Below are 23,758 nucleotides of genomic sequence, written 5' to 3' on the forward strand. Positions count from 1 at the left end.
CCCCGGTCCGTGGCGGAACGGGGCTCTCGGAGGGGAGCGTCACACGAACAGGTTCGCGCGCTCCAGGTCCTCTGCGAAGTCGACCTCGACCGCGTACAGGTCGGAGACGTCCATCGGCTCGAGCAGCAGGCCGTCCTCGGCGATCGCCAGCTCGAGGCCGCGCTCGAAGTAGTCCTGGTCCTCGACGCGCTGCAGCTGGCGCATGAACGCCTTCTTGAAGCCCGACGAGATGTAGTTGATGCCGACGGCCTCGCCCAGGCCGCCCTTGACCGACTTGGACAGCTCCTTGATGAAGCCCTCCGCGGTGACGGTGTACTTCACCTCTTCGTCGCTGACCTTGGCGGTGTTGACGGTGACGAACGACTGGTCGCGCTCGATGTATGCGGCGGCGCGGCCGAGGATCATCGGGTCGAAGACGACATCGCCGTTCATCCACAGCACGCCGCTCTTGCCGGTGGCGCCCAGGGCGCGCAGCAGGCTCTTCGACGTGTTCGTCTCGTCGTAGCGCTCGTTGTGGACGTAGTTCACCGAGGGGAAGGCCTCGATGATGGTCTCGGCGCGGTAGCCCACCACCGTGGTGATGCGTGCGTCGGAGCCGAAAGCGGCGCGGATGTTGTCGTGCTGCTGGCCCATGATCGTGCGGCCGTCGTTGAGCTCGGTGAGCGGCTTGGGCAGCGCGCGGCCGAGGCGAGAGCCCATGCCGGCTGCGAGGATGACGGTCTGAAGAGTCACGAATACTCCTAAGGAAGTTGTGTTCACGGTCGGTTCACCGACCAGACACTTCGTCGTGCCGGGAATCATGCTAGCGATTCCCCCTGAGAACCCCGGGGCCAGGCAGGCCCCGTTGCCATTTCGTGATCGAGTACACACGCAACGCACAGGGACGACAACCCCCTTGCGGAAAGCGCCGGGGAGGGGATCCGGTTGCGGAATGTCGCGTGGGGCCTTGGCTCTCAGCCACCCGTTGATACCGTAGGACGGTGACTTCCTCCCCTGATGACCCCACCCCCCAGGCAGAGGGAGCCGAGACTCCGACCGAGGCCTCCGCGCCCGCTCGGAAACCGGCCGCCAAGAGACCTGCCGCGTCCACCGCCGCGAAGAAGTCGACCTCGGCCTCGGCCAAGGCGCAGACGGCCGCAGCGGACAAGCCGGCTGCGAAGAAGCCCGCGGCCGCGAAGAGCACCGCGGCGAAGTCTGCTGCTGCGAAGACCACGGCCGCGAAGTCTGCTGCTGCGAAGACCACGGCCGCGAAGACCGCGGCTCCGAAGTCGGCAGCTGCGAAGACCGCGGCTCCGACGTCGGCAGCTGCGAAGACGACGGCCGCCACACCCTCCGCCGCGAAGACCACGGCCGCGAAGTCCACCGCGGCGAAGTCCTCCACTTCGACGAGGACTGCCGCGGCGAAGAAGCCGACCGCCGCGCGGACGGCGAGGCCCGCACCGACCAAGGCGGCAGCCGAGAAGGCCGCGCCCACGGCTGAGGTCGTGGTCGAGCCCACCCCCGCGGCGAGTGTCGATCCCGCGACCGCTCCAGCAGGCGCTCGCACGGCGTCCGCCGCCCGCGCGGCTGCGGCGAAGAACACGGCCGCACGCTCGACCGGCTCGAAGCGTCCGGCCGCGACGTCGACGAAGGCGGCGAGCACATCGGCGGCCAAGACGGCTGCGGCCAAGACGGCTGCGGCCAAGGCCGCCGCGGCGAAGACCGCTGCCGCGAAGGCCTCGGCGGCCAAGACGACGGCCAAGACCACCGCCGCCAAGACCGCTGCGGCGAAGGCCGCCGCGGCGAAGGCGGCCGCGGCGAAGGCCGCCGAAGACGAGGCAGCGAAGGCCGCCGAAGACGAGGCCGTGAAGGCCGAGGCCGCGGAGGCCCAGGCGGCTGAGGTCGGGACCGTCGAGTCCGCAGCCGCAGAGGTGAGCACGGCCGAGACGCAGCCGGAGGAGTCCGGCGCGGTACAGGCGCAGACCGTGGCCGCAGAGACCGTCGAGACCGACGAGGCCGGCACCTCGTCCGTCGAGACGGCGACACCGGCCCGAGACACCGCCGAGGAAGCGACGCCGGTCGAGGAGCCTGCTGCGGCGGAGTCCGAGGCGGAGGTGTCGGACACCGCACTGCCGGTGACCAAGGAGCCCGCGCCCGATGACCGGCGCGTCGCGGAGGTGGAGACCGTCGAGGTCGTCGAAGCGGTGATCGCCGAGGAGCCCCCGACCGAGGCCGATGACTCGGCGGCAGCCGAGCCCGCCACCGAGGCGATCCGCATCCGCGGTCTCGTGAAGCAGTTCGGCGAGAACCGCGCGGTCGACGGCATCGACCTCACCGTGCCCGCGGCCTCCTTCTACGGCATCGTCGGCCCCAACGGCGCCGGCAAGACCACGACCCTCTCGATCGTCGCGGGTCTCCTGCGCGCGGACGAGGGCAGCGTCCTCATCTGCGGCATCGACCAGGCGGCCGAGCCCCTGGCGGCGAAGCGCGTCATGGGCGTCCTGCCCGACCGGCTGCGCACCTTCGACCGGCTCACCGGCCGACAGCTGCTGTATTACTACGGGCTGCTGCGTGGGCTCTCCGCCGACGTCATCGAGAAGCGCACCGGCGACCTCGCCAGGGCCTTCGACCTCGGCGACGCCCTGAATCGGGTCGTGTCGGACTATTCCGCGGGCATGACGAAGAAGATCATGCTCGCCGGCGCGATGATCCACTCTCCCCGCGTCCTCGTTCTCGACGAACCGTTCGAATCCGTCGATCCGGTCTCCTCCGCAGTGATCCTCGACATCCTCCGCGCCTACGTCTCGCACGGCGGCACGGTGATCCTGTCGAGCCATGGGATGGATCTCGTCGAGCGCGTGTGCTCCCGGGTGGCCATCATCGTCAACGGTGAGGTCCTGGCCGAGGGCACGATCGACGAGGTGCGCGCGGGACAGACGCTCGAATCGCGCTTCGTGGAGCTCGCAGGTTCCAGCGGAGAGGTGGAGGGGCTCGAGTGGCTGCACACGTTCTCCGACTGAGGTTCGCGCTTCTCCTGGGCGCCCTGCGCGGGGAACACCGGGCGCGCACCCTGCTCTCCTTCGGCGCGGTCGTCGCGGTCACCGTGGTGGTCTGCGTGGCGGTCTTCAGCCTCGGCGACGCGCCGGTGCCGGTCTCCCAGGCCGTGACGGTGCTCGGTGGCGCTGCCCTTCTGCTCGGCTTCCTCGTGGGGCCGCTGCTCGTGGGAGCCGTCGATCAGCTCGATCCGCGGCGCTTCGCGGTGTTCGGCGTCGATGAGCGGAAGATGCCAGGGGTGCTGGCGCTCGCATCGCTGGTCAGCGTGCCCAGCCTCGCGCTCCTCGCGGTCTACATCAGCGTGACGGTCGTCGCGATCCGCGCCGGCGCACCGTGGGTGCCGGCCGTCCTCCTGGCGGTGATCGGGCTGCTGTCGACCATCCTCCTGTCCCGGGTCGGGATGGCGCTCAACGCGCTTCTGCTCCCGGAGCGTCGTTCCCGGGAGCTCACCGCGCTGTTCGCCCTGGCCCTGATCGTCATCGCGTTCCCGGTCGCCGTGTTCCTCGGCTCGCTCCGCTGGGACGGTGAGGTGCCGGCGTCACTGGCGACCCTGACCTCGGTGATCGGCTTCACGCCGCTCGCCGCCTCGCCGGCGGCGATGTTCGCGGCGGCCGAAGGCGAGACGGCTGCGGCGTGGGGAAGCGGACTGGTGGCTGCCGTCACCCTCGCGCTGCTGTGGTTCGCCTGGACCTGGTTCGTACGGCGCCTGCTGACGACGACCGAGCGTCCGGTGGCGGCGCGCGAGCGCAGCGGACTCGGCTGGTTCGGCCTGCTGCCCTCCAACGCCTTCGGCGCCATCGCGTCGCGAAGCCTCGTGTACTGGCTGCGCGACCGCCGGTACATCATGAACATCATCGTCGTGCCCGTGGCGGGCGTGCTGACGGTGTTCCCGCTGATCGTCGCGGGCGTGCCGGTCGAGATCGCCGCCCTCGTCCCCGTGCCCGTCATGGCCCTCTTCTTCGGATGGTTGCCCCACAACGACGTCGCCTACGACTCGACGGCCCTCTGGACGCACGTCGCGAGCGGTGTCCGCGGGGTTCCGGACCGTCTCGGACGCCTGGTGCCGGTGCTCCTGGTCGCCGTGCCGGTGCTGGCGATCGCCGTACCGCTCTCGCTCCTGCTGGCCGGGCGCTGGAGTCTTCTCCTCCCGCTCGTCGGCCTCGGTGCGAGCCTGCTGTTCTCCGCCCTCGGCATCTCCAGCGTGGTGTCGGTGGTGGCGCCGTACGCGGTATCCCGTCCCGGGGACAGCCCGTTCCAGCAGCCGCAGCGCCCGACCTCCCGAGGGATCTACGGCCCGGCGGCGGCGTTCCTCGGTGCGATCGTCCTGAGCGTGCCCACCATCTGGCTGTTCGGTGCGAGCATCGTCGCCGATCCGGGCTTCGCGCCGGCGGCTTTCTGGGTCGGCATCGCCACCGGCATCGTCGCCTTCATCGGAGGAGCTGTGATCGGCGGACGCATCTTCGAGCACAGCGGCGAACGTCTGATGGAGTTCGTCGAGACCGCGTGAGACCGCCCCGCCGAGGCGGAGACGCGGCTAGAATCGCGGGATGAGTACTCCGCTGGACAGCCCCGATCAGGGCGGCGTGGCAACGCTTGATCGCGAACTGGAAGAGCTCCTCCGCGAGGAGAACATCGAACCGGGCGACCACGAGCGCTTCTCGCACTACGTCAAGAAGGACAAGATCCTCGAGTCGGCGATCACAGGCAAGCCCGTCCGCGCGCTCTGCGGCAAGAAGTGGACGCCGGGCCGCGATCCGGAGAAGTTCCCGATCTGCCCGACGTGCAAGGAGATCTACGAGTCGATGGTCGGCTGACCGCCGTCGCTCGGCCCCGCTTCAGTCCGCCTCGACGTAGACCGTCGGGATCGCCGGGTCCGACTTGCTGAGTGCCAACGCACGCACCGGCAGCTCTTCACGGACACGCAGGTGATGCGCGCGGGCGGAAGCCGTCCCTGCGGCGCCCTCGAAGGCGGTCTCGATCTCTCCGCCCTCGACGAGGGTGACCTGGAGCGGTCGGCCGTCCAGGTGGTCGGCAGGCGTGTCCAGCGCCTCGAACCCGTCCGAGACGACGACCGTCTCCGCCGCGGCAACCCCGTCGCTGAGCGTGCGGAACGCCGCCTTGCGGCCACCGAACGACGCCTTGTCCGCGGACGCCTTGGCGACCCCGACCCACGAGCTGTCGGCGTCCTGCCGGGCGACGAGCTTGTAGACCATGCTCGCCGTGGGGTATCCGGAACCGGTCACGACGGAGGTGCCGACGCCGTACGCGTCCACGGGGGAGGCCGCCAGCGCGGCGATCGCGTACTCGTCGAGGTCGCTCGTGACCGTGATGCGGGTCTCGGTGGCGCCGAGCTCGTCCAGTTGCGCTCGGACCTCGGCGGCGACGGTCGGCAGGTCCCCGGAGTCGATGCGGACGCCGCCGAGCCCGGTCCCGGCCACCCGGATCGCCGTCTCGACGCCGGTGCGGATGTCGTAGGTGTCGACGAGGAGCGTCGTGTCCACGCCCATGCTCTCGACTTGAGCACGGAAGGCGTCCTCCTCGCTGTCGTGCAGCAGCGTCCACGAGTGCGCAGCGGTGCCCATGGTCGGGATTCCCCAGGCGCGGCCGGCCTCGAGGTTGCTCGTGGCGCCGAACCCGGCGATGTACGCCGCCCGTGCTGCGGCGACAGCGGAGCGCTCGGCTGCCCGCCGGGAGCCCATCTCGGCGAGAGGACGCTCGCCGGCGGCGATGCTCATGCGGGCCGCGGCCGTGGCGACCGCGGAGTCGTGGTTGAGGACGCTCAGGGCGAGCGTCTCCAGGACGACGGCGTCCGCGAACGATCCCTCGACCGTGAGGATGGGCGACCCGGGGAAGTAGAGCTCGCCCTCGCGGTAACCCCGGATCGTGCCGGTGAAGCGATAGCGCTCGAGGGAGGCGAGGGTCTCGGCGTCGACGACCCGCTCGTCGCGTAGGAAGCGCAGCTCGTCGTCGCCGAAACGGAAGTCGCGCAGCAGGCCGAGCAGTCGTCCGGTTCCGGCGACGACGCCGAAGCGGCGTCCGCCGGACAGGCGTCGGGAGAAGAGCTCGAAGACACTCGGGCGGGAGGCGGTGCCGTCCCGGAGCGAGGCGGCGAGCATCGTGAGCTCGTAACGATCGGTGAGCAGCGCCGTCGACGTGGTCATGCGCTCAGCTTAGTGAGGCCGTGATGCACGAGGCGGCGCGCACGCGGGTAGGCTGGGGAGTCATGAACGACGCGCCCATCGGGATCTTCGACTCCGGTGTCGGCGGGCTCACGGTGGCCAGGGCCATCCGCGCCCAGCTGCCCCGCGAATCGTTCGTCTACATCGGTGACACCGCCCACTCGCCGTACGGCCCCAAGCCCATCGCCGACGTCCGGCGCTATGCGCTCGAGGTGCTCGACACCCTGGTCGACCAGGGCGTGAAGATGCTGGTCATCGCCTGCAACACGGCGTCGGCGGCGATGCTGCGCGACGCACGCGAGCGCTACGACGTGCCGGTGGTCGAGGTGATCGGCCCCGCCGTGCGCCGCGCGGTGTCGACCACGAGGAACGGCCGTGTCGGTGTGATCGGCACGGTCGGCACGATCGGTTCGCGGGCCTACCAGGACATGCTCGAGGTGAACGAGCGCCTGCAGGTGTTCACCGCCGCGTGCCCCCGGTTCGTCGAGTTCGTCGAGGCCGGTGTCACCGGTACCCCCGAGGTGCTGGCCGTCGCCGAGGAGTACCTCGCGCCACTGCGCGAGGCCGACGTGGACACGCTCGTCCTCGGGTGCACGCACTATCCGTTCCTCCGCGGCGCCATCAGCTACGTCATGGGGGAGGGCGTGACGCTGGTCTCCAGCGACGACGAGACCGCGGGCGACGTCTACCGCCAGCTCGTCCGCGGCGATCTGCTGGCGCCGGCCGATGCCACCGCCACCTACGTCTACGAGGCCACGGGCGACTCCGCCGACGACTTCACGGCGCTCGCCAACCGCCTCATGGGTCGCGAGGTGCGCGACGTGCAGCTCGTCCAGACCGGCGTCATCACGCTTCCCGATTCCGCCCTCGACGCGCGCTGAGCCCGTCGCTCCATCCCCGACCGAGAGAAGCTCATGACCGACATCGTCCGCGCCGACGGCCGTTCCACCTCGCAGCTGCGCGAGATCACCATCGAGCGCGGCTGGAGCGCGCAGGCCGAGGGGTCGGCTCTCATCAGCTTCGGCGGCACGAAGGTGCTGTGCACCGCCTCGTTCACGAACGGCGTGCCCCGGTGGCTCACCGGCAAGGGCAAGGGCTGGGTCACGGCCGAGTATGCGATGCTCCCGCGAGCGACGAACAGCCGCAACGACCGGGAGAGCGTGAAGGGCCGCATCGGCGGTCGGACGCACGAGATCTCCCGACTCATCGGCCGCGCGCTGCGCGCCGTCGTCGACACCAAGGCGCTCGGCGAGAACACCATCGTCATCGACTGCGACGTGCTCCAGGCCGACGGCGGCACCCGCACCGCGGCGATCACCGGCGCCTATGTCGCCCTGGCCGACGCGATCGAGTGGGGCCGGGAGAAGAAGTTCATCGGCAAGAACTCGACGCCGCTGCTCGACTCCGTCTCCGCGGTGTCCGTCGGCATCGTGGACGGGGAGCCGATGCTCGACCTCGCCTACGTCGAGGATGTCCGCGCCGAGACCGACATGAACGTCGTCGTGACCGGCCGTGGCCTGTTCGTCGAGGTGCAGGGCACGGCCGAAGGGGCGCCGTTCGACAAGCGTGAGCTCGACGCGCTCCTCGACCTCGGCGTCGCCGGCTGCGCGGACCTGAAGGACCGGCAGCTCGCCGCTCTGGCAGGAGCCTGAGCATGCGCGTCGTCCTGGCGACCCACAACCCGCACAAGGTGGCGGAGTTCCAGCAGATCGTGCAGCAGACACGGCCCGACCTGGAGGTCGTCGGCTACGACGGCCCCGAGCCGGTCGAGGACGGAGTGACGTTCGCTGAGAACGCGCTCCTCAAGGCGCGAGCGGCCGCCGCACACACCGGCCTCGCGGCGCTCGCCGACGACTCCGGCATCTGCGTGGACGTGCTCGGCGGGTCGCCCGGAGTGTTCTCGGCGTACTGGGCCGGTCAGAAGAAGGACGCCGCGGCGAACCTGGAGCTGCTGCTCGATCAGCTGCGCGACATCGCCGACCCTCATCGCTCCGCGCACTTCACCTCGACGATCGCCCTCGTCCTCCCGGGCGGTCGCGAGCACGTGGTTGAGGGGAGCTGGCCAGGACGGCTCGCCCGCGAGGCGTCGGGAGCCGGGGGTTTCGGGTACGACCCCGTCTTCATCCCGGACGGTCAGCCGGCCGGCGCGGAGCGCACTGTGGGGGAGTTCACGGCGGAGGAGAAGCAGGCGCAGTCGCATCGCGCCCGCGCCTTCGCCGCGCTCGTGCCGCTGCTCGCCGCGCTCTGAGGGACTCGCAGAAGAACCCCTGCTGACGGTGAGAATCGTTACTGTTCCCGACTAGCCGGGAACGGCCTTGACGGGCCCGCCGCCGGGCTAGCCTGGGGGCATGCACGATCATGCGCCCGCCCCCGGCGGTCTCCGTTCGGCGAGCAGCCGCCGCCTGCTCGCGATCTCCCTGACCCTCACGGCCACGGTGATGATCGTGCAGGTCGTCGGAGCTCTGCTCACGGGCTCGCTGGCGCTGCTCGCGGACGCCGCGCACATGTTCACGGACGCCTCGGCGCTCGTGATCGCACTGATCGCCGCGACCGTGGCGGCGCGCCCCGCGGACGACCGCCGGACGTTCGGCTACCAGCGGGCCGAGGTGTTCGGCGCGCTCATCAACGCGGTCATCCTCATCGCCCTCGCCACGGTCGTCGCCGTGCAGGGCGTGCAGCGGCTGCTGAACCCCTCCGAGGTCGAGGTCGCGGGAGGGCTGATGCTCGTCGTCGCCGTCGTCGGCCTCGTCGCGAACGCGGTGTCGATGTGGCTGCTCAGCCGGGCCCAGCGGACGAACCTCAACGTGCGCGGCGCCTACCTCGAGGTGATGGGCGACCTGCTCGGCTCACTGAAGGTCATCATCGCGGCCGGTGTGATCCTCGTGACGGGCTGGATGCCCGCCGACGCCCTCGCCTCGCTGTTCATCGCGGCGATGATCATCCCCCGGGCATTCGTCCTGCTCAAGGAGGTGTTCTCCGTCCTCGCCGAGTCGGCGCCGAAGGGCATGGCCGTCGGCGAGATCCGCACCCACCTGCTCGGCTACGACGGCGTCGTCGGAGTCCACGACGTGCACGTGTGGCAGCTCACCCGCGGAGCCCCCGTCTTCACCGCGCACGTCAGCGTGCGCCCGGACCTGCTGGCCGATGGCCGCTCGGCGGCGCTGCTGTCGGAGATGCAGGCGTGCCTCGCGGATCACTTCGACGTGGCGCACTCCACGTTCCAGATCGAACCCGCCGAGCAGAGCGACTGCGAACCGCACCACGCCTGAGGGAGCCGCTCACGCCTCGACGGTGATCTCGTCGACGGTCTTGTCCGGGCGCAGACCTCGCCAGCGGGCGTGCCGGAGGATACCGTCCGGCGTCCAGTTCGCGAACTCCACCTCGCCCACGAGTTCGGGGCGCACCCACAGGGCGTCGGAGGCGTCGGGGCGGGGGACGCCGTCGAGCGGTGCGCCTGGCACCCGCAGCGGCTCCAGGCGGGCCAGGAGGTCGCGGAGGATGCGGTCCGTGAAGCCGGTGCCCACCCGGCCGATGTAGCGGAGGTCGCCACCCTCCGGGATCGCGAGGAGGAGAGAGCCGAGAGTGCCCTCGCGCTCGCCCTTCCCCGGGCGGATGCCGACGATCACCGCCTCCTGCATGCGGGTGTTCTTGAGCTTGAGCCAGGAGGGTGAGCGCTGGCCGGCACGGTACCGGGAGGAGGGATCCTTGACGACGACGCCTTCCAGCCCGAACTCCTCGCTGGCGGCGAGCGCTGCGTCCACGTCGTCGAAGACGGGAGGGACCTGGATGGGCGCGTCGACCCCCGCCACGATGTCGCCGAGCAGAGTGCGGCGCTCGCGGAGCGGCATCCCGGTGAGATCGTGGCCGTCGAGACGGAGCAGGTCGAACAGCATGTACACGATCGGTGTGCGCACGACCTCGCGCTCAATCTCCCGGGGCCGGGTGAGGTGCATGCGGTTCTGCAGCAGGGAGAAGCTCGGCCGGGCGGCGCTGTCGAAGGCGACGATCTCCCCGTCGACGATCGCCTCGTCGACGGGGAGGAACGGGGCACCGTCGGCCGTCAGCTCGGGATAGCGCGCGGTGATGTCGGTGCCGCGTCGGGCGTGCAGTGACATGTGCCCGTCGCGCCAGGTGCCGATCGCACGGATGCCGTCCCACTTCACCTCCACCCATGACGGCGAGCTGAGGCTTCGGGCGATCGCCGGGGTGCCGTTCTCGGCGAGCATCGGCGCGAGCGACGGGAGAGTGGTCCCGGTGGGGGACGCCGTCTGCTCGGCGAGCGGCCGGCCGCGACGGGCGGGGGAGGGCGCCGCCGCCCGGATCGCGGGAGCTCGAGCCGCTGTCGCGGCGTGCGCGTTCGCCGGCAGAGCAGAAGTGTCGGGGCGGAGGGAGGAGAGCGGATCGAATCCGGCGCCTACGCGCGCGAGCACCTCGTCCAGCTCGAGGTGAGCGAGGTCCGGGTCGTCGAGCTCCTCCCAGGTGCGCGGCGCCGCGACGCCGGGGCGGGCGCGCCCGCGCAGGGAGTACGGGGAGATCGTCGTCTTCTTGCCGTTGTTCTGGCTCCAGTCGAGGAACACCTTGCCCCCGCGCACGGCCTTGGACATGACGCTCGTGGCGAGGTCCGGGTGCTCGTTCTCGATGATGCGCGCCAGCTCTTTGACCACGGCGGAGACCTCGTCGCTGGTCTGCTCGCCGGGCAGGGCCGCGTAGAGGTGGATGCCCTTGCTGCCGCTGGTCACGGGCAGAGGGTCGAGCCCCATCCCGGTGAGGAGCGTCCGAGCGATCCGGGCGACCTCGGCGCACTGCGCGAGGTCGGCGCCGGGTCCGGGGTCGAGATCGAGCACGAGACGGTCGGGACGGCCGGGAAGCCCCTCCGGGGTGAACCGCCACTGCGGCACGTGCAACTCGATCGCCGCGACCTGCGCGAGCCAGACGAGCGTGGGCACGTCCTCCACCAGCGGGTACGCCTTGGGGCCGTCGGAGTGCTGGATGTCCTGTCGCGGGATCCAGTCCGGGGCGCCGGGCTCGAGCTGCTTCGTGAAGAAGGAGTCCTCGGGAGCGGCGGCGGTGCCGACCCCCTCGACCCAGCGCTTGCGGGTGACCGGGCGGCCGTCGAGGAGCGGGAGGAGGAGCGGGGCGATGGTGGTGTAGTAGGCGATGACCTCGCCCTTGGTCGTGCCCGTCTCCGGGTAGACGACCTTGTCGAGGTTGGTCACCCGCAGCCGTCGGCCATCGACCTGCACGACCTGCGCCTCTCCCACCATGGAGCCAGCGTAGTCAAGGGGTGGTCGTGACGGGTGTGGCTGGTGTCTACTGGTGTGATGAGGACGATCTGGAAGGGCGCCCTGACGTTCGGGCTGGTGAACGTGCCGGTCAAGGTGTACTCGGCGACCGAGGACCACGACGTGCCGCTGCATCAGGTGCATGAGAAGGACGGCGGTCGCATCCGCTACCAGCGCACGTGCGAGGTGTGCGGCGAGACGGTGGCCTACTCCGACATCGATCGCGCCTACGTCGACGACGGGCAGACCGTCGTGCTCACCAAGGACGACCTCGCGGCGCTGCCGGCGGAGAAGAGCCGCGAGATCGATGTCGTGGAGTTCGTGCCCTCCGACCAGGTCGATCCGCTCACCCTCGACAAGCCGTACTACCTGGAGCCCGACTCGAAGTCTCCCAAGGCGTACGTGCTGCTGCGCAAGACCCTCGAGCAGACCGACCGCACCGCGATCGTGCGGTTCACGCTGCGCCAGAAGACCCGGCTCGCCGCGCTGCGCGTGCGGGGCAAGGTCCTCGTGCTGCAGACGCTGCTCTGGTCGGACGAGGTCCGAGAGGCGGAGTTCCCGTCGCTCGACGAGGATGTGCGGATCTCGAAGAAGGAGCTGGAGTTGTCCTCGTCGCTCGTGGACAGCTACTCGGCCGACTTCGACCCCGAGGAGTTCGTCGACGAGTACCAGAAGGAGCTCCGTACCCTCATCGACGCGAAGATCGAGGCCGGGGAGACGTTCGACGTGGCGGAGACTTTCGGCGGCGATGCCGAGAAGGCGGCCGACGGCGGCGAGGTCATCGACCTGATGGAGGCGCTGCGCGCAAGCGTCGCCCGCTCCAAGGAGAAGCGCTCCAAGAACGCGGGCTGATCCGCGGCCGGGTCAGTGCTTCCCGTCGCCGTCCAGGTCGGGGGCGCGATCGAACACGTCGGCGTCGAGGACGAGCTCCTCGGCCTCCTCGTGATCCGTCACGACGTCCTCTCCTGCGGCCGCGGCCTTCTTGGCCTTGTGGCGCTCGGAGAAGTAATGCCACAGGGTGACGAGCGCGGTGCCGCCGACAGCGATGAGCAGGATGATGTCGATGTACTCGACGACGAGGTCTCGCACCCACGGGATGTAGGCGATGAGGTAGCCGACCATCGTGAGTCCGAAGCCCCAGATCATCGCCCCGATGAAGTTGTAGAGCGAGTAGCGCCGCCACGGCATGTGGCCCACGCCCGCCGCGACCGGGGCGAACGTGCGCACGATCGGCACGAAGCGCGCGAGGATCACGGTGAGGCCGCCGAAGCGCTCGAAGAACGCGTTGGTGCGCTCGACGTTCTTGCGGCTGAAGAGGCCGGACTCCTTGCGTTCGAACACGGCAGGACCACCCTTGTGGCCGATGACGTAGCCGACCTCGCCGCCGATGAACGCGGAGAGCGCGATGAGGAGCGAGACGACCCAGATGTTCACGCCGAAGACGTTGCTCGTGTGGGTCAGCAGGCCCGCGATGATGAGCAGAGTGTCACCGGGCAGGAGAAAGCCGACCAGCAGACCCGTCTCGGCGAAGATGATGAAGCAGACCACGAGGAGCGCCCACGGACCCGCCGCCCCGATGATCGTCTGCGGATCGAGCCACGGGATGAGCGCGGTAGGGGCGTGCAGCATGCTTTCGAGCACTGGCGGGATTCCCGTCGGTCGTGAGGTGTCGGCGGTGGAGCGATGCGGGCACCGAAGCACCCGTCGTGCGGAAGGTGGGACTTGAACCCACACGCCCTGGGGCACAGGAACCTAAATCCTGCGTGTCTGCCAATTCCACCACTCCCGCGCGGTGGCTTCAGTCTACTGACCCGCGCCCCGTTCGACCCTGGGGATCGTCCCGCAGTTCCGCGCCGTCACGCCGAGCGGCGACGCTCCAACCGGACGACGGCGACGAGGACTCCGGCCGCAAGAGCCCCGAGTCCTCCCATGGCCATGTCGCCGATGGTGTCTTCGTAGGTGACGAAGATCTCGTCGGTGACGAAGGTGCGGCCCGCCCACTCGATCATCTCCCACACGGCGCTCGCCGCGAGCCCGATCACGGTGCAGAGCACGAGGGGGATGCGGGCGCGGAACGCCGCGGACTCCTGCGCCGTGACGACGCCGAGGCGGGAGAGCACGAGGTAGCCGGTGGCGGCGAGGGCTCCCGTGCAGACGAAGTGCACGACGAGGTCCCACCCGGTGAGCGTGCGGTACAGGTCGAACACGTTGCTCGCGGCGGCGACGAGAACGATCAGGCCGATTGCCAGGTCGATGCCGCCGCGCATGCCGAGGACGCGGGGGAGCATGAGGGCGGGGAGGGCGAGTGCGAGGATGCCCGCATCCGTCGGGGTCGACCAGATCGCCGCGACGAGGACGCTGAGGACGCCGATCACACGAACGGCGTCGGCGCCGTACTCGGCGATGGAGTGCGGCGGGCGGAGGAAGTCCTCCTTCATGCGGTCTCCTCGGGTGGGATGGCGCCGGGGGCGAGGTCGATCAAGGCCTGCACGGCGAGATGATCCGACGGCCAGCCTCCTCCATACTGCCGGGCGTTGATGCCCGCCCGGCGCACGGGCAGCGCGGGGGAGGTGAGGATGCCGTCGATGCGCCGTCCGCGCCGGGGTGGGCGGTAGCCGGCGAATGTGCTCCAGGCCGGTGTGCGGCGGGAGACGGTCGCCGTCCACGAGTCGCGGAGGACGTCGTCGGCTTCGACGGCGCACCACGGTGCCGTGCCGGCGGGGGCGTTGAAATCCCCGACGAGGACGACGGGGCTCTCCGCTGCGGCGGCGACGTCGTGCACCGCCTGCGCTTGACGGAGCCGGGCCCACGGCGAGAACGCGTCGAGGTGGGTGTTGAGCACGGTGAGGGCGGCGCCGGTGCGGCGGTCGCGGAAGGACGCCTCCACCACCACCCGCGGGGAGACGCTCAGCCAGGAGCGGGAACCGGGGCGGTCGGGGGTGCGGGAGAGCGCGACCTGTCGCCAGCCGCCCAGTTCCAGTCGGTCGGCGTCGTAGAAGAGCGGACAACCCTCGCCGCGGGGTCCGGCGAGGCGGCCGTGGCCGACGCGGTGGAACGACGGGCCGAGCGCGGCGGAGACCTCGGCAGCCTGCGCGGGCAGGGCCTCCTGTATGCCGAGGATGTCCGGCCGCTCCGCGCGGAGGAGCGCGGTGAGCCGGGGACGTCGAACCGACCAGCGGTCGGCGGGCGGCCAGGCGAGCGCGCCGAGGTCGCGGCGGATGTTGAGGGTCATGACGTGCAGCTCGGTGGTGGACGGCGATCCGAGGAGCGGCGCGGTCATCGGCGGGCTCCCGGCGCGGGGACTCCGAGGCGGTGCAGCACCCGGCGCAGCGCGAGCCGCACCCAGCGCACGGGAGGGAAGTCCTCCGGCCAGTGCACGAGGACCGTCCTGGCGCCGACCGAGGACCGGCGTGCAAAAGAGCGTCCGCTGCCGAACGGGCGCATGGAGATGCCCATGTCGGTGTGCAGGAGCCAACGGATGCGGTGGCGCTCGCCGACGTGGAACGCGAGGTCGAGGTCGTCATGGAGCTCGGCGTCATCGCGGTGCACCCGGTCCCGGACGGAGAGCCAGGCCGAGCGGCGGAGGGTGAGATTCGATCCGAACAGCGGCGCGTGGCCCAGGGCGGAACCGCACACGACGACGTAGGAGAGGAGGTAGGCCGCCGCGAGGGGCCGGCGCAGGAACCGGGGGCCGTCGACGAAGTGCGCCCCGCCCGTCCAGGCTCCGACCCGCGGATCCCGCACGTACGCGGCCGTCATCGTCTCGACCCACCGCGGCCCCGGTACCCCGTCGGCGTCGAGCCGCAGGATCACGTCGCCCGTCGCCGTGTCGTACCCGGTCGCGCTCGCGGCCGGGATGCCCGGAGTCTCGCACCGCACGACCCGCGCGCCGTGCCGGGCGGCCACCGCGGCCGAATCGTCGGTCGAGGCGTTGTCCACGACGATGATCTCGTCGGGCGGGAGTGTCTGCCGGGCGAGGGCGCGGAGGCATCGCCGCAGTTCCGCCGCATCGTCCTTGACCGGGATGACCACGCTCAGGGTCGGTTCAGGGGCGGCTGGTGTGGCGCGGTTCACGTCGTCTCCTCGCAGGTCTGCTCCTCAGCCTAGGGAGCGCGACGACGGGCGACGTACCGGTTGACACCGGGGCGGGCGGCTCGATACGGCGGCGTCAGGACGAGCCATCGATGCAGACGGCCTGCCCCTCGACGAACGTGTCGATCGCAGTCCGGCGGAGTGCCTGCTCGCGGTCGGGGTCCGCGGCGTCGCCGTTCTGGACGCCGACGCGGTAGTCGTAGAGCGCGCGCAGGTCGTCGCTTACGGCCGTCGCCGCCTCCTGTACCTCGCCGTCGACGTCGAGATCGGCGTATTCGTCCGCCAACTCCTTCAGGCGCTCGGTCTGCTCCGGAGTCGCCGTACCGCCGACCGTGTCCTGTGCGAAGAAGGCCTCGAGTTCGGTGTCGACGGCGGCCACGCTCTGGCACTGCAGGAGATCGGGACCACCGGTGCAGCCGGACAGGAGGAGAACGCCGAGGAGCCCGCACGAGACAGTGAACCGCTTCATGCCTGCACCGTATCGGGTGCCGGACCGCCTCCGGTCGGAGGCCGCGCAGGGGGTGTGGATAACTCCGCGGGCCGAGAGCTGATCGTTGCGAGGATGCAGGGATGGAGCAGCCCGCGTCGATCATCGCCGACCTCGTTCGGCGTCGGCTGCGGACCGAGGGTGTGGATCCGGCGATCGACCCAGAGCGGGCGCGGGAGGTTACAAGGGCGGAGGTGCGGCGCCACGACGATCGGGCTCTCGCGCGGGGCGGCGTGCTCGTGGAGGACGAGGCGGCGTGCGTGCGGGACGTTCTCGCGGCGGTGAGCGGGTTCGGCGCTCTGCAGCCCCTGCTCGACGACCCCGGCATCGAGGAGGTGTGGATCAACGGAGACGGGGTCGTGCATACCGCGCGGGGTGGTGTGGCGGAGCGGACAGCGCTGCGGCTGGACGAGGCGACGGTGCGGGATCTGGTGGAGCGCATGCTGCAGGCGACGGGGCGGCGCGTGGACATAGGGCAGCCGTTCGTCGATGCCTCGCTGCCGGACGGTTCGCGGCTGCACGTGGCGATCGCCGATGTCGTCCGCGGGTCGTGGGTGGTCAACATCCGCAAGTTCCTTCCCGGGCACCGCTCGCTCGACGCGCTGACGGCGCAGGGCGCGCTGACTCCCGGTGCCGCGCAGGCCCTGGGTGAGGCGATGCGGGCAGGTGCGTCCGTGATCGTGTCCGGGGCGACCCACGCGGGAAAGACGACCATGCTCGGGGCGTTGCTCGCCGCCTGCGCGGCGGACCAGCGCATCATCACGGTGGAGGAGACGTTCGAGCTCGCGGTGGACGGTCCTGATGTGGTCGCGCTGCAGGGGCGCCAGCCCAGCCTCGAAGGCACGGGGGAGATCACGCTGCGACGATTGGTGAAGGAAGCGCTGCGGATGCGGCCGGACCGGCTCGTAGTGGGGGAGGTGCGTGACGCGGAAGCGCTCGACCTCGTGTTGGCGCTCAACACCGGCGTCCCCGGCGCCTGCACGGTCCACGCCAACTCCGCTGCGGAGGCGCTCGACAAGCTGTGCCTGCTGCCGCTCCTCGCCGGGCGGAACATCGACCGCGGCTTCGTCGCTCCGGCGATCGCGTCGTCGGTCGATCTCGTCGTCCACTGCGCGCGCGATGCGGCAGGCCGACGATACGTCGAGGAGATCGTCGCGCCGACGGGTGAAGTGGTCCAGGGACGGGTGCTCAGCACTCCGGTCTTCGGCGCCGCCGCACACCGGCCGCTACGGTCGGCCTCGGTCGGTTCGGGGGTCCTCGCATGACGATCCTCCTCGGCGCGACGCTTGCGGCCGGCGTGCTCCTGACCCTGTCGCCATGGCTGTGGCCGACGGCAGAGCGCTCCACCTCCACGGCGCACCGCGGACGCCTGGTCCGTCTGTCGGGTGAGGCGGGGTTCCCGTCCCTGCAGACCCGCTCCCTCGTGATCGGCATCGCCGGCGCCGCCCTCGGTGCGGCGTCCCTCGTCTGGCTCGTCACGGGGAGTGCCGCGCTCGCGGTCCTCGCCGGGATCGCCGGCGGGACTGCGCCGATCGCCTACCTGCGCGGCCGACGACTCCGGCTGCGGCGTCTGCGCCGGCAACTCTGGCCCGATGTCTGTGACCTGCTGATCGCCGCTATCCGCGTCGGCCTGTCGCTTCCGGATGCGGTGGCCACCCTCGCCGAGTCGGCGCCCCCGGCGCTCCGCCCCGCATTCGGCGTGTTCGCCCGAGACCTGCGGAGCAGCGGACGGTTCGACGCGAGTCTCGACCGGTTGAAGGTCGTCCTCGCCGATCCGCTCGGGGATCGGATCATCGAGACGCTGCGGATGGCGCGGCAAGTCGGCGGCACCGAGCTCATCGGCGTGCTGCGGGCGTTGTCCTCATCCGTCCGTGCTGACGCGGCGCTCCGCGGCGAGGTTGAGGCGCGGCAGTCGTGGATCCGGGGAGCCGCCGTCCTCGGCGCCGTGGCGCCGTGGATCATCCTCACCCTCCTGATCCTCCGTCCGGAGGGGGCGAAGGCGTACAGCACACCGGAGGGCATCGTCGTGATCGTCGTGGGCGCGGTCGTCTCGGTCGTCGCGTTCCGCCTCATGATCCGCATCGGTCGGCTGCCCGAGCCCCGTCGGTGGTTCGGGTGAGTGGGCTCTCCGCGCTGGCCGTGGCCGTGCTGCTCGGCGGTGGCTTCGCGGCGGGGGTCCTGGCGCTTCTCTCCGGCCTGCCGCGGTGGCGCGCTGCATCCCTCGCTTCACGGATCGCGCCGTACATCCGCGACGTCGTCGACGATGACGTGCTGCCGCGGGAGGCTCTTCCCCGGGCCGGCGCGTTGCCTGCCGGTGGATTCCGCCTGGGAACCCTCGGTGGGGAGATGATCGACCGCGTCCTCGGCGGGAGCGAGGGCCTCCGACGACGACTCGCGCAGGCGGGCTCGCCCCTCGATCCCGTCGCCTTCCGTGGACGCCAGCTCGCCTCAGGTGTGGTCGCGCTCGTCTGCGGAGCGCTCGCCGTCATCGTCCTCGTGCTGATCGGTCGGTGGTCCGTTCCCGTCGGTGCCATCCCGCTCCTGGCGGGAGCGGCGGGCGCCGTCGGCTACGACATGCGACTCTCGGCGCGGGTGCGGGCACGGAAGGTGCGCCTCACCGAGGAGTTGCCGACGACCCTGGAGTTCCTGGCCCTCTGCCTCTCTGCGGGCGAGGGGTTCCTCGATGCCGTGAAGCGCGTGGCCGGTGTGGGGTCAGGGGAGCTCACGGTCGAGCTGCGTCGCGTGATCGTGGAGGTCGGGACGGGGTCGTCCCTCGCCGACGCGCTGGCCGCCATGGCGGGTCGGCTGGAGCTTCCGGGGCTGACCCGAGCCGCGGACCAGATCGTCGCCGCGCTCGAGCACGGAGCACCCCTCGCCGCGGTGCTGCGCGCGCAGGCCGATGACACCAGGGAGGAGGCCAAGCGCACGCTCATCGAGCAGGCCGGACGGAAGGAGATCCTCATGCTCCTCCCTGCTCGGTCGGCTTGCATCTGACGCCCCGGTCACCCTCCCGAAGTTCCCGTTCGAGGTCTCCCTCCGGCACATCGCAGAGGCCGCGTGATGCGCTCTCTCGACGTGGTGACTTGTGCCGCGAAGTCGCGCACGGTTTTGTCGCGCCCGAAAGCTCCCGCCAGCAACGGCTGACGGGTCACCCAGGGCGAAGTCCACCCAGGACCGAAGGTCCACCCAGGGCGCAGTCCACCCAGAGAAACGAGATTCAAATGACCACCAACACCGCACCCTTCGTGCAGGCTTTCACGACTTTCCGCCGCTCGGTGGCGCAGGCTGTGGACTTCCAGAACCCGAACTACACGAACTCCGCGCTGCACCGCGAGCGGTTCAAGCAGCTCATGGACGCCCGCGCCGCGCTGCTCGACCGGATCCCGGACGCGAAGGACGCCGACTCGGATGCGCAGATCGCCGAGGTGCTGGACGGCCTCGCGCCGAAGAACGCCGACGAGGTGGCGCTCCAGGAGGCGGAGTGGCGCAAGGTTTCCGCGCTGGTGACCGCTGGCCGGTCGCTGGAGGCGCTGATCCTCGCGGCGAACCCGCTCCGGCTCGCGGCAATCGCACAGTGGATCGAGGTCTCCCCGGAGGCGCTCGCATCGACCGACCCATCGGGCGTGATCGCCGAGGTCCGCGAGCTGGTGTTCCAGCAGCTGGTGGAGCATGGCGTCCCGGCCGCTGTCCGGGTCCGCGATCTGACGGCCGACGCGAACATCGTGGCATCGTGGCGCAAGGTGCTGAGCGAGGCGCTGGAGGGCGCGGTCTCGCTGGGTACCATGTCGCGCATGGCGCATCTGGATCCGCAGGGATACGCGGCGCTCGGGGTCGACGAGAACCTGGATCGTGACATCCAGATCGACTTCAAGGTCGAGAAGCTGGACGGTCTGAACCTCCGCCGCGACACGATCCCCGCAAAGCAGGCGTGATCGTGTCCGCGCGTCAGTCGGGGGTGCGGACGCCACCGGAGGTGGAGGCGGAGATCGTGCGCCTGGTCCGCGATGGGCTGACGCGCGGTCAGGTCGCGAAGGCTGTGGGCGTCCACCCCGCGACGGTCTCTCGGGTTGTCCGTGATACTGAGGGGCTGGAGTTCGCCCGCACGGGCTCCAGTTCCTCGGGCACCCCGGCAGCTATGGCGAAGGCTCGGGGAGTGCAGAGCGAGTACGCGCGGAACCGACGAGCGGCACTGTCCGATCGGATCCTGGATGCCACGGAGAAGACCCTTGATCTGCTGGAGAATACGACGGCTCCTCGGGAGCGGCAGTTCCTCTCCCAGGCGCTCCGCAATCACACGGCGGCATACGCAGACCTGACGGCGCAGGACGCGAAGGCGGCTCCGGACCTCACCGCGGTCGTTTCCCTCTTTGACCGATTCATGACTGGGGCCGAAGCGGTTGTCGCGGCAGCTGGTCCCGCACGCCCCGGTCTCATCCAGGACTGACGCTCCGCGCCTCTCACTTGAATCGAGAAGGCCCGGCACCCCTCGGAGGGCGTCGGGCCTTCTCGATGTCCAGGAAGACCCCACCGGAGGCCGGGGAGAACCGCTCAGTGCTCCTCTGCGAGTTGCCGGGCTTCTTCCTCTTCCTTAGCCTTGGCCTGGAGCTTGCGCGACTCGACCAGTATGAAACCAAGCTGCCGCGCGCACTCGTCCGCCGAGTCCTCGCCCCGGGCATATCGGTGGAGCTGTCCGGACACTCGACCTGCAGTTCGTACCACGGCGATATCGCTGGGGCCGAAGTCTTTGAGCACGTTCGCGATCATCCGGTCGGCGGGCTGCCCGAGGACGTATACATCGGAGATTCGGTCGAGTGCGGCTGCTTGGTACTTCGACTTTTCCCACCCTGGGACGGCAACGTAGCTACTCAGCGCCCCGCATATGGCCAACCACCGACGGGCTGCCTCGGCCTTCTCGGTTCGGTCGAGCTCAGCCTGGCGCGCTGCATGAGCGAACTCCCGCTCCGACTCACGATCCAGCCGATCCTGCTCTCGTTCCTGCTTGCGGTCCTCCCGCTCGCGTCGCCGGAGGTCGAGAGAAAATAGCCACGCCGCAAATGCGCCGATGACCGCACCGCCCAGGGCTCCCCACATCGTCGCCCAGAAGGTGTCCCAGAACTCCATGTCCGTACCTTATCCGTCGGCACCCGCGCAGTGGCTTCCAACAGGAACGCACCTACCTCTACAGGTTGTCCTTGAGCCACTTGTTGAGCGTGTCCGAGAGCCCGTAGGTCGCCCAGCTCTGGCCGTCAACCTTCACCACGACCACATCGTCGTTGGTGTCGATGTGCTTCTTGATCTCATCGCGGAGCGCGCCCACAGTGAGAGAGGACTTGACGAAGAAGCTGCTGTTGAGGGGCTTCGCCCACTTGGGGTGAGACTTCAAGTAATCGATGAGCTTGGTGTAGTCCTGGCCGGACTTGTTGAGGTCGTAGTTGACCCAGTAAACCGCCATGTTGATCTCCTAACCGTCGGAACGCCTGATCCATCACGGTAACTGGGGGCACGGACATTAGGTGCGGCCTGAGCAGCCGAACGGTACCTTGCCGATATGCTCGGCTCGACAGGAGCCTAGGAGCAAGATGACGACGACGTACCAGCTCGCGCCGTACCTACTTTGGATCAAGCCGGTCCGATCGCAAGGTGACATCCGTCCACTCGATGACATCGACGCCAACGGATTGAAGATGCGCGACCTACTCGCGCGGACGCTGACAGCCGTCATCGACGCGCCCCATCGCCTGCCCAAGAAGCCCGACACCGAGTTCAAGGTGACCGAGGTGCGCGTCGGCGAACGGTGCCTGTACTTTGTGGTCTCAGTCGGGAGTAGTGGGATCGAGTCGGAGATCGCCGAGCCCGGACAGCCTGAGACCTTCAATCGCACGGTGAAGCACGTCGAAAGCGTCAAGTACCGAAACCTGGTCGTCTTTCCGAAGAACGGCACGCACGCGGTGTTCATGACCGAGCGCATCGGGGTCGGCGGTATCAGCTCATTCATCGAGCGGCTCTTCAAGGACACCATTCAGGAGAACTTGCCGGGTGCTCTGTTCACTCAGAAGGCGCTCTTGTCCGCCGCTGAGCTCGGCGATCTGCCGATCATGGTCGAGTCCGTGAGCTTCGAGTTCCCCCAGCAGCGCGACGAGACTGGTCGCCTGACCGACCTCGGCGCGGCGGCCGGAAAGCTCAATTTCCGCCTCAAGCTGACCAACGCTCGCAAGCTCATCGGATTCACGAAGGGCAAGGGCAAGAACGCGAAGATCGACCCCAACCTGGTCTACGGCGTCATCGACGAGGCTCTCAGCCAGGCGGGCTTCGGTTTTAGGGGGCGTAAGCTCATGAAGACGAAGGGCGTCCGGGCCAAGGTCGGCGTCGAACTGCCGTCGGGAAACAGGCGTTCGTTTACGGTGGGGGAGCGCGAGGGGCCAGCCCTTGTCTACCCGCTCGGGCAGGTCAAGTCGGAAGATGACAACCAGCAGGAGTTGAACAAGCCGGATGACGAGATCCTCGTGTCCGTGGCTAGGGATATCCTCACGGACGTCAAGGGAAACTATGGCGTCAAGCGCTCTACCGCCGAGGATTGCGTTCTGCCAGACTCGCATGATCCGATAGAAGTGCCGACGGATTGGAAGGTGGTGTGGCGTGTCCCAGATCACACCGACTCAGGTAGTTCGTGACCACCTGGCCTTAGATTCTGATGTCCCCGGCCAGAAGACGCGCAGTATCGCGGTCTTCGTCGTCGGGCTGGTGTTCGCTGCTGCTGTGGGCGTCGGCGTGTGGCTGCTCGGGATCGAGACCAACGCGAACGGCGCGCTCCTGACCGCGACGTCGATCATGACAGGTCTCGTCTTCACGATGACCATGCGGTTCTGGGAGCGCAGTCTCGACGCGCGCTCCGACCCCGACCTCTTGTTTGATGCGCCCCGCCGGACAACGATCGACACGATGCGGACGATGCTGCTGTGGACGGTCTTCGCCGGGATCGCCTCGACTGCCTGGTTTGCAGCATTGGCGCTCGTCTACGGCACCGGCAGTTCTCCCGCGTGGCCGACCGGTGTGTCTGCCGGGCTGGTGACCTACCAGATGTTCTACGTGGTCCGCTCGCTGTTGGCGCTCTACTCGGCGTCTTACACGCTCAGGAAGTAGCCCGGTTCCCAGACGGCAGGGGCGTTCCGGCTGCGAACCCCCAGGTCGGGCCGAGAAGCCCGCACGGTAAAATTGGACCGTCGATCCGGAGTGTACCCCGGCGTAGACCTTGAGGCCCCCGGCGGATTCGCACCCCGAAACGGGGGCCTCTCTTCTGCTCGGGGGACGCTCACGACACGTCGAGGGGACGCGGTAATTGTGAGGCTGGGCTGGGTAGTGTAAAGTCCCCCCTGAAATTGAAGAGCGACAACGAATACCGGGGTTAGCGAGCCCCGTTTTCGCGCAGAGGAGTGGTACACAATGCCTCTGCCGGTGAGCAAACCCTACTGACGCACACCGTATCCCAACGAGGGTGGAAGACCTGCCGAGTATCGGCAGGAGGATGAGGTCTCGACCTCAAGCATTCCCTCCCCATCGCCCCGGCGATGGGTCTGGATACGGGGTGCGTTTGGGCGTGAGGAACGAATCGGTGACAACTGATCGTTAGTGTCGGGAGGCGCTGGCGGGGAGGATGTCATCATGCCTGGTCCCTATCCCAGAGAGTT

25 protein-coding genes and 1 tRNA gene are annotated in these 23,758 nt (G+C 69.5%); 15 read left to right on the top strand and 11 right to left on the bottom strand.

Annotated elements, in window-relative coordinates:
• Positions 1 to 39 precede the first annotated feature (39 nt).
• On the bottom strand, positions 40 to 732 hold the full coding sequence (locus ACIGJI_RS12840; protein ID WP_336501841.1) for an NTP transferase domain-containing protein: 693 nt from the start codon (positions 730 to 732) through the stop codon (positions 40 to 42).
• Between the two features lie 248 nt (positions 733 to 980).
• Here ACIGJI_RS12840 and ACIGJI_RS12845 point away from each other — a divergent pair, with 248 nt between their 5' ends.
• From ACIGJI_RS12845 to ACIGJI_RS12855, 3 genes are read left to right on the top strand one after another with little or no spacing between them, the layout of a single operon-like run.
• Positions 981 to 2,999 (top strand): ABC transporter ATP-binding protein, encoded by a 2,019-nt coding sequence (locus ACIGJI_RS12845; protein ID WP_363446983.1) that lies wholly within the window; start codon positions 981 to 983, stop codon positions 2,997 to 2,999.
• Positions 2,975 to 4,540, top strand: a complete 1,566-nt coding sequence (locus tag ACIGJI_RS12850) for a hypothetical protein (protein WP_187661918.1) — start codon at positions 2,975 to 2,977, stop codon at positions 4,538 to 4,540. Before ACIGJI_RS12845 ends, ACIGJI_RS12850 begins: the two co-directional genes overlap by 25 nt.
• A gap of 40 nt (positions 4,541 to 4,580) precedes the next feature.
• On the top strand, positions 4,581 to 4,847 hold the full coding sequence (locus ACIGJI_RS12855; RefSeq protein ID WP_060923586.1) for a DUF3039 domain-containing protein: 267 nt from the start codon (positions 4,581 to 4,583) through the stop codon (positions 4,845 to 4,847).
• Positions 4,848 to 4,868: 21 nt separating this feature from the next.
• Here ACIGJI_RS12855 and ACIGJI_RS12860 read toward each other — a convergent pair whose 3' ends face one another.
• Positions 4,869 to 6,194 (bottom strand): nicotinate phosphoribosyltransferase, encoded by a 1,326-nt coding sequence (locus tag ACIGJI_RS12860; RefSeq protein ID WP_363446981.1) that lies wholly within the window; start codon positions 6,192 to 6,194, stop codon positions 4,869 to 4,871.
• Positions 6,195 to 6,256: 62 nt separating this feature from the next.
• Between ACIGJI_RS12860 and murI the strand changes: the two genes are divergently transcribed.
• The 4 genes from murI to ACIGJI_RS12880 all read left to right on the top strand — a co-directional run bounded on the left by murI (position 6,257) and on the right by ACIGJI_RS12880 (position 9,481).
• On the top strand, positions 6,257 to 7,093 hold the full coding sequence (murI, locus tag ACIGJI_RS12865; protein WP_187661916.1) for a glutamate racemase: 837 nt from the start codon (positions 6,257 to 6,259) through the stop codon (positions 7,091 to 7,093).
• 33 nt (positions 7,094 to 7,126) lie between these two features.
• Positions 7,127 to 7,864: a ribonuclease PH gene (gene rph, locus ACIGJI_RS12870; RefSeq protein WP_259954222.1), complete on the top strand. Its 738-nt coding sequence runs from the start codon at positions 7,127 to 7,129 to the stop codon at positions 7,862 to 7,864.
• Between the two features lie 2 nt (positions 7,865 to 7,866).
• A complete protein-coding gene (gene rdgB / locus ACIGJI_RS12875; RefSeq protein ID WP_363446978.1) occupies positions 7,867 to 8,460 on the top strand; it encodes an RdgB/HAM1 family non-canonical purine NTP pyrophosphatase in 594 nt (197 codons plus the stop codon).
• Between the two features lie 100 nt (positions 8,461 to 8,560).
• Positions 8,561 to 9,481, top strand: coding sequence for a cation diffusion facilitator family transporter (locus tag ACIGJI_RS12880; RefSeq protein WP_366243956.1), 921 nt, complete (start codon positions 8,561 to 8,563; stop codon positions 9,479 to 9,481).
• A 9-nt stretch (positions 9,482 to 9,490) separates the two neighbouring features.
• Here the strand turns inward: ACIGJI_RS12880 and ligD are convergent, their stop codons facing one another.
• Complete coding sequence (ligD, locus tag ACIGJI_RS12885) at positions 9,491 to 11,476, bottom strand: non-homologous end-joining DNA ligase (RefSeq protein ID WP_363446975.1); 1,986 nt, start codon at positions 11,474 to 11,476, stop codon at positions 9,491 to 9,493.
• A 57-nt stretch (positions 11,477 to 11,533) separates the two neighbouring features.
• On the opposite strand from ligD, the gene ACIGJI_RS12890 reads away from it, so the two are divergent.
• Positions 11,534 to 12,346, top strand: coding sequence for a Ku protein (locus ACIGJI_RS12890; RefSeq protein ID WP_187661912.1), 813 nt, complete (start codon positions 11,534 to 11,536; stop codon positions 12,344 to 12,346).
• A 12-nt stretch (positions 12,347 to 12,358) separates the two neighbouring features.
• Here the strand turns inward: ACIGJI_RS12890 and ACIGJI_RS12895 are convergent, their stop codons facing one another.
• The 6 genes from ACIGJI_RS12895 to ACIGJI_RS12920 form a co-directional block, all read right to left on the bottom strand.
• Positions 12,359 to 13,123, bottom strand: coding sequence for a DedA family protein (locus ACIGJI_RS12895; protein WP_187661911.1), 765 nt, complete (start codon positions 13,121 to 13,123; stop codon positions 12,359 to 12,361).
• A 78-nt stretch (positions 13,124 to 13,201) separates the two neighbouring features.
• Positions 13,202 to 13,283, bottom strand: a tRNA-Leu gene (locus ACIGJI_RS12900).
• Positions 13,284 to 13,350: 67 nt separating this feature from the next.
• Positions 13,351 to 13,932, bottom strand: coding sequence for a hypothetical protein (locus ACIGJI_RS12905; protein ID WP_363446972.1), 582 nt, complete (start codon positions 13,930 to 13,932; stop codon positions 13,351 to 13,353).
• Positions 13,929 to 14,774 (bottom strand): endonuclease/exonuclease/phosphatase family protein, encoded by an 846-nt coding sequence (locus tag ACIGJI_RS12910; protein ID WP_363446970.1) that lies wholly within the window; start codon positions 14,772 to 14,774, stop codon positions 13,929 to 13,931. The genes ACIGJI_RS12905 and ACIGJI_RS12910 overlap by 4 nt, the downstream gene beginning before the upstream one ends.
• The gene (locus ACIGJI_RS12915) at positions 14,771 to 15,568 is read right to left on the bottom strand and encodes a glycosyltransferase family 2 protein (RefSeq protein WP_366243954.1); all 798 of its coding nucleotides are present in this window, start codon (positions 15,566 to 15,568) and stop codon (positions 14,771 to 14,773) included. Before ACIGJI_RS12915 ends, ACIGJI_RS12910 begins: the two co-directional genes overlap by 4 nt.
• Positions 15,569 to 15,662: 94 nt before the next feature.
• Positions 15,663 to 16,055: a hypothetical protein gene (locus ACIGJI_RS12920; protein ID WP_363446966.1), complete on the bottom strand. Its 393-nt coding sequence runs from the start codon at positions 16,053 to 16,055 to the stop codon at positions 15,663 to 15,665.
• Between the two features lie 101 nt (positions 16,056 to 16,156).
• Between ACIGJI_RS12920 and ACIGJI_RS12925 the strand changes: the two genes are divergently transcribed.
• The 5 genes from ACIGJI_RS12925 to ACIGJI_RS12945 all read left to right on the top strand — a co-directional run bounded on the left by ACIGJI_RS12925 (position 16,157) and on the right by ACIGJI_RS12945 (position 20,517).
• Positions 16,157 to 17,338: an ATPase, T2SS/T4P/T4SS family gene (locus ACIGJI_RS12925; protein ID WP_363446964.1), complete on the top strand. Its 1,182-nt coding sequence runs from the start codon at positions 16,157 to 16,159 to the stop codon at positions 17,336 to 17,338.
• Entirely contained in the window at positions 17,335 to 18,192 is an 858-nt protein-coding gene (locus ACIGJI_RS12930) for a type II secretion system F family protein (RefSeq protein ID WP_187661904.1), read from the top strand. Before ACIGJI_RS12925 ends, ACIGJI_RS12930 begins: the two co-directional genes overlap by 4 nt.
• Positions 18,189 to 19,067 carry a type II secretion system F family protein gene (locus ACIGJI_RS12935; protein WP_363446961.1) on the top strand — a complete coding sequence of 293 codons (879 nt, stop codon included), beginning with the start codon at positions 18,189 to 18,191 and terminating at the stop codon, positions 19,065 to 19,067. The genes ACIGJI_RS12930 and ACIGJI_RS12935 overlap by 4 nt, the downstream gene beginning before the upstream one ends.
• Positions 19,068 to 19,294: 227 nt before the next feature.
• Positions 19,295 to 20,005, top strand: a complete 711-nt coding sequence (locus ACIGJI_RS12940; RefSeq protein ID WP_363446959.1) for a hypothetical protein — start codon at positions 19,295 to 19,297, stop codon at positions 20,003 to 20,005.
• A gap of 2 nt (positions 20,006 to 20,007) precedes the next feature.
• Positions 20,008 to 20,517, top strand: a complete 510-nt coding sequence (locus ACIGJI_RS12945) for a helix-turn-helix domain-containing protein (protein ID WP_359801397.1) — start codon at positions 20,008 to 20,010, stop codon at positions 20,515 to 20,517.
• Between the two features lie 104 nt (positions 20,518 to 20,621).
• Here the strand turns inward: ACIGJI_RS12945 and ACIGJI_RS12950 are convergent, their stop codons facing one another.
• Positions 20,622 to 21,194, bottom strand: a complete 573-nt coding sequence (locus tag ACIGJI_RS12950) for a hypothetical protein (RefSeq protein WP_359801395.1) — start codon at positions 21,192 to 21,194, stop codon at positions 20,622 to 20,624.
• A gap of 58 nt (positions 21,195 to 21,252) precedes the next feature.
• A complete protein-coding gene (locus ACIGJI_RS12955; protein WP_363446954.1) occupies positions 21,253 to 21,525 on the bottom strand; it encodes a hypothetical protein in 273 nt (90 codons plus the stop codon).
• A 127-nt stretch (positions 21,526 to 21,652) separates the two neighbouring features.
• Here ACIGJI_RS12955 and ACIGJI_RS12960 point away from each other — a divergent pair, with 127 nt between their 5' ends.
• A complete protein-coding gene (locus tag ACIGJI_RS12960) occupies positions 21,653 to 22,744 on the top strand; it encodes a hypothetical protein (RefSeq protein WP_363446952.1) in 1,092 nt (363 codons plus the stop codon).
• Positions 22,710 to 23,213, top strand: a complete 504-nt coding sequence (locus tag ACIGJI_RS12965) for a hypothetical protein (RefSeq protein ID WP_363446950.1) — start codon at positions 22,710 to 22,712, stop codon at positions 23,211 to 23,213. Before ACIGJI_RS12960 ends, ACIGJI_RS12965 begins: the two co-directional genes overlap by 35 nt.
• Positions 23,214 to 23,758 lie beyond the last annotated feature (545 nt).

Origin of the sequence: Microbacterium sp. NPDC064978 (genome assembly GCF_044543605.1) — a bacterium.
In the GTDB taxonomy this organism is placed as follows: Bacteria; Actinomycetota; Actinomycetes; order Actinomycetales; family Microbacteriaceae; genus Microbacterium; species Microbacterium meiriae.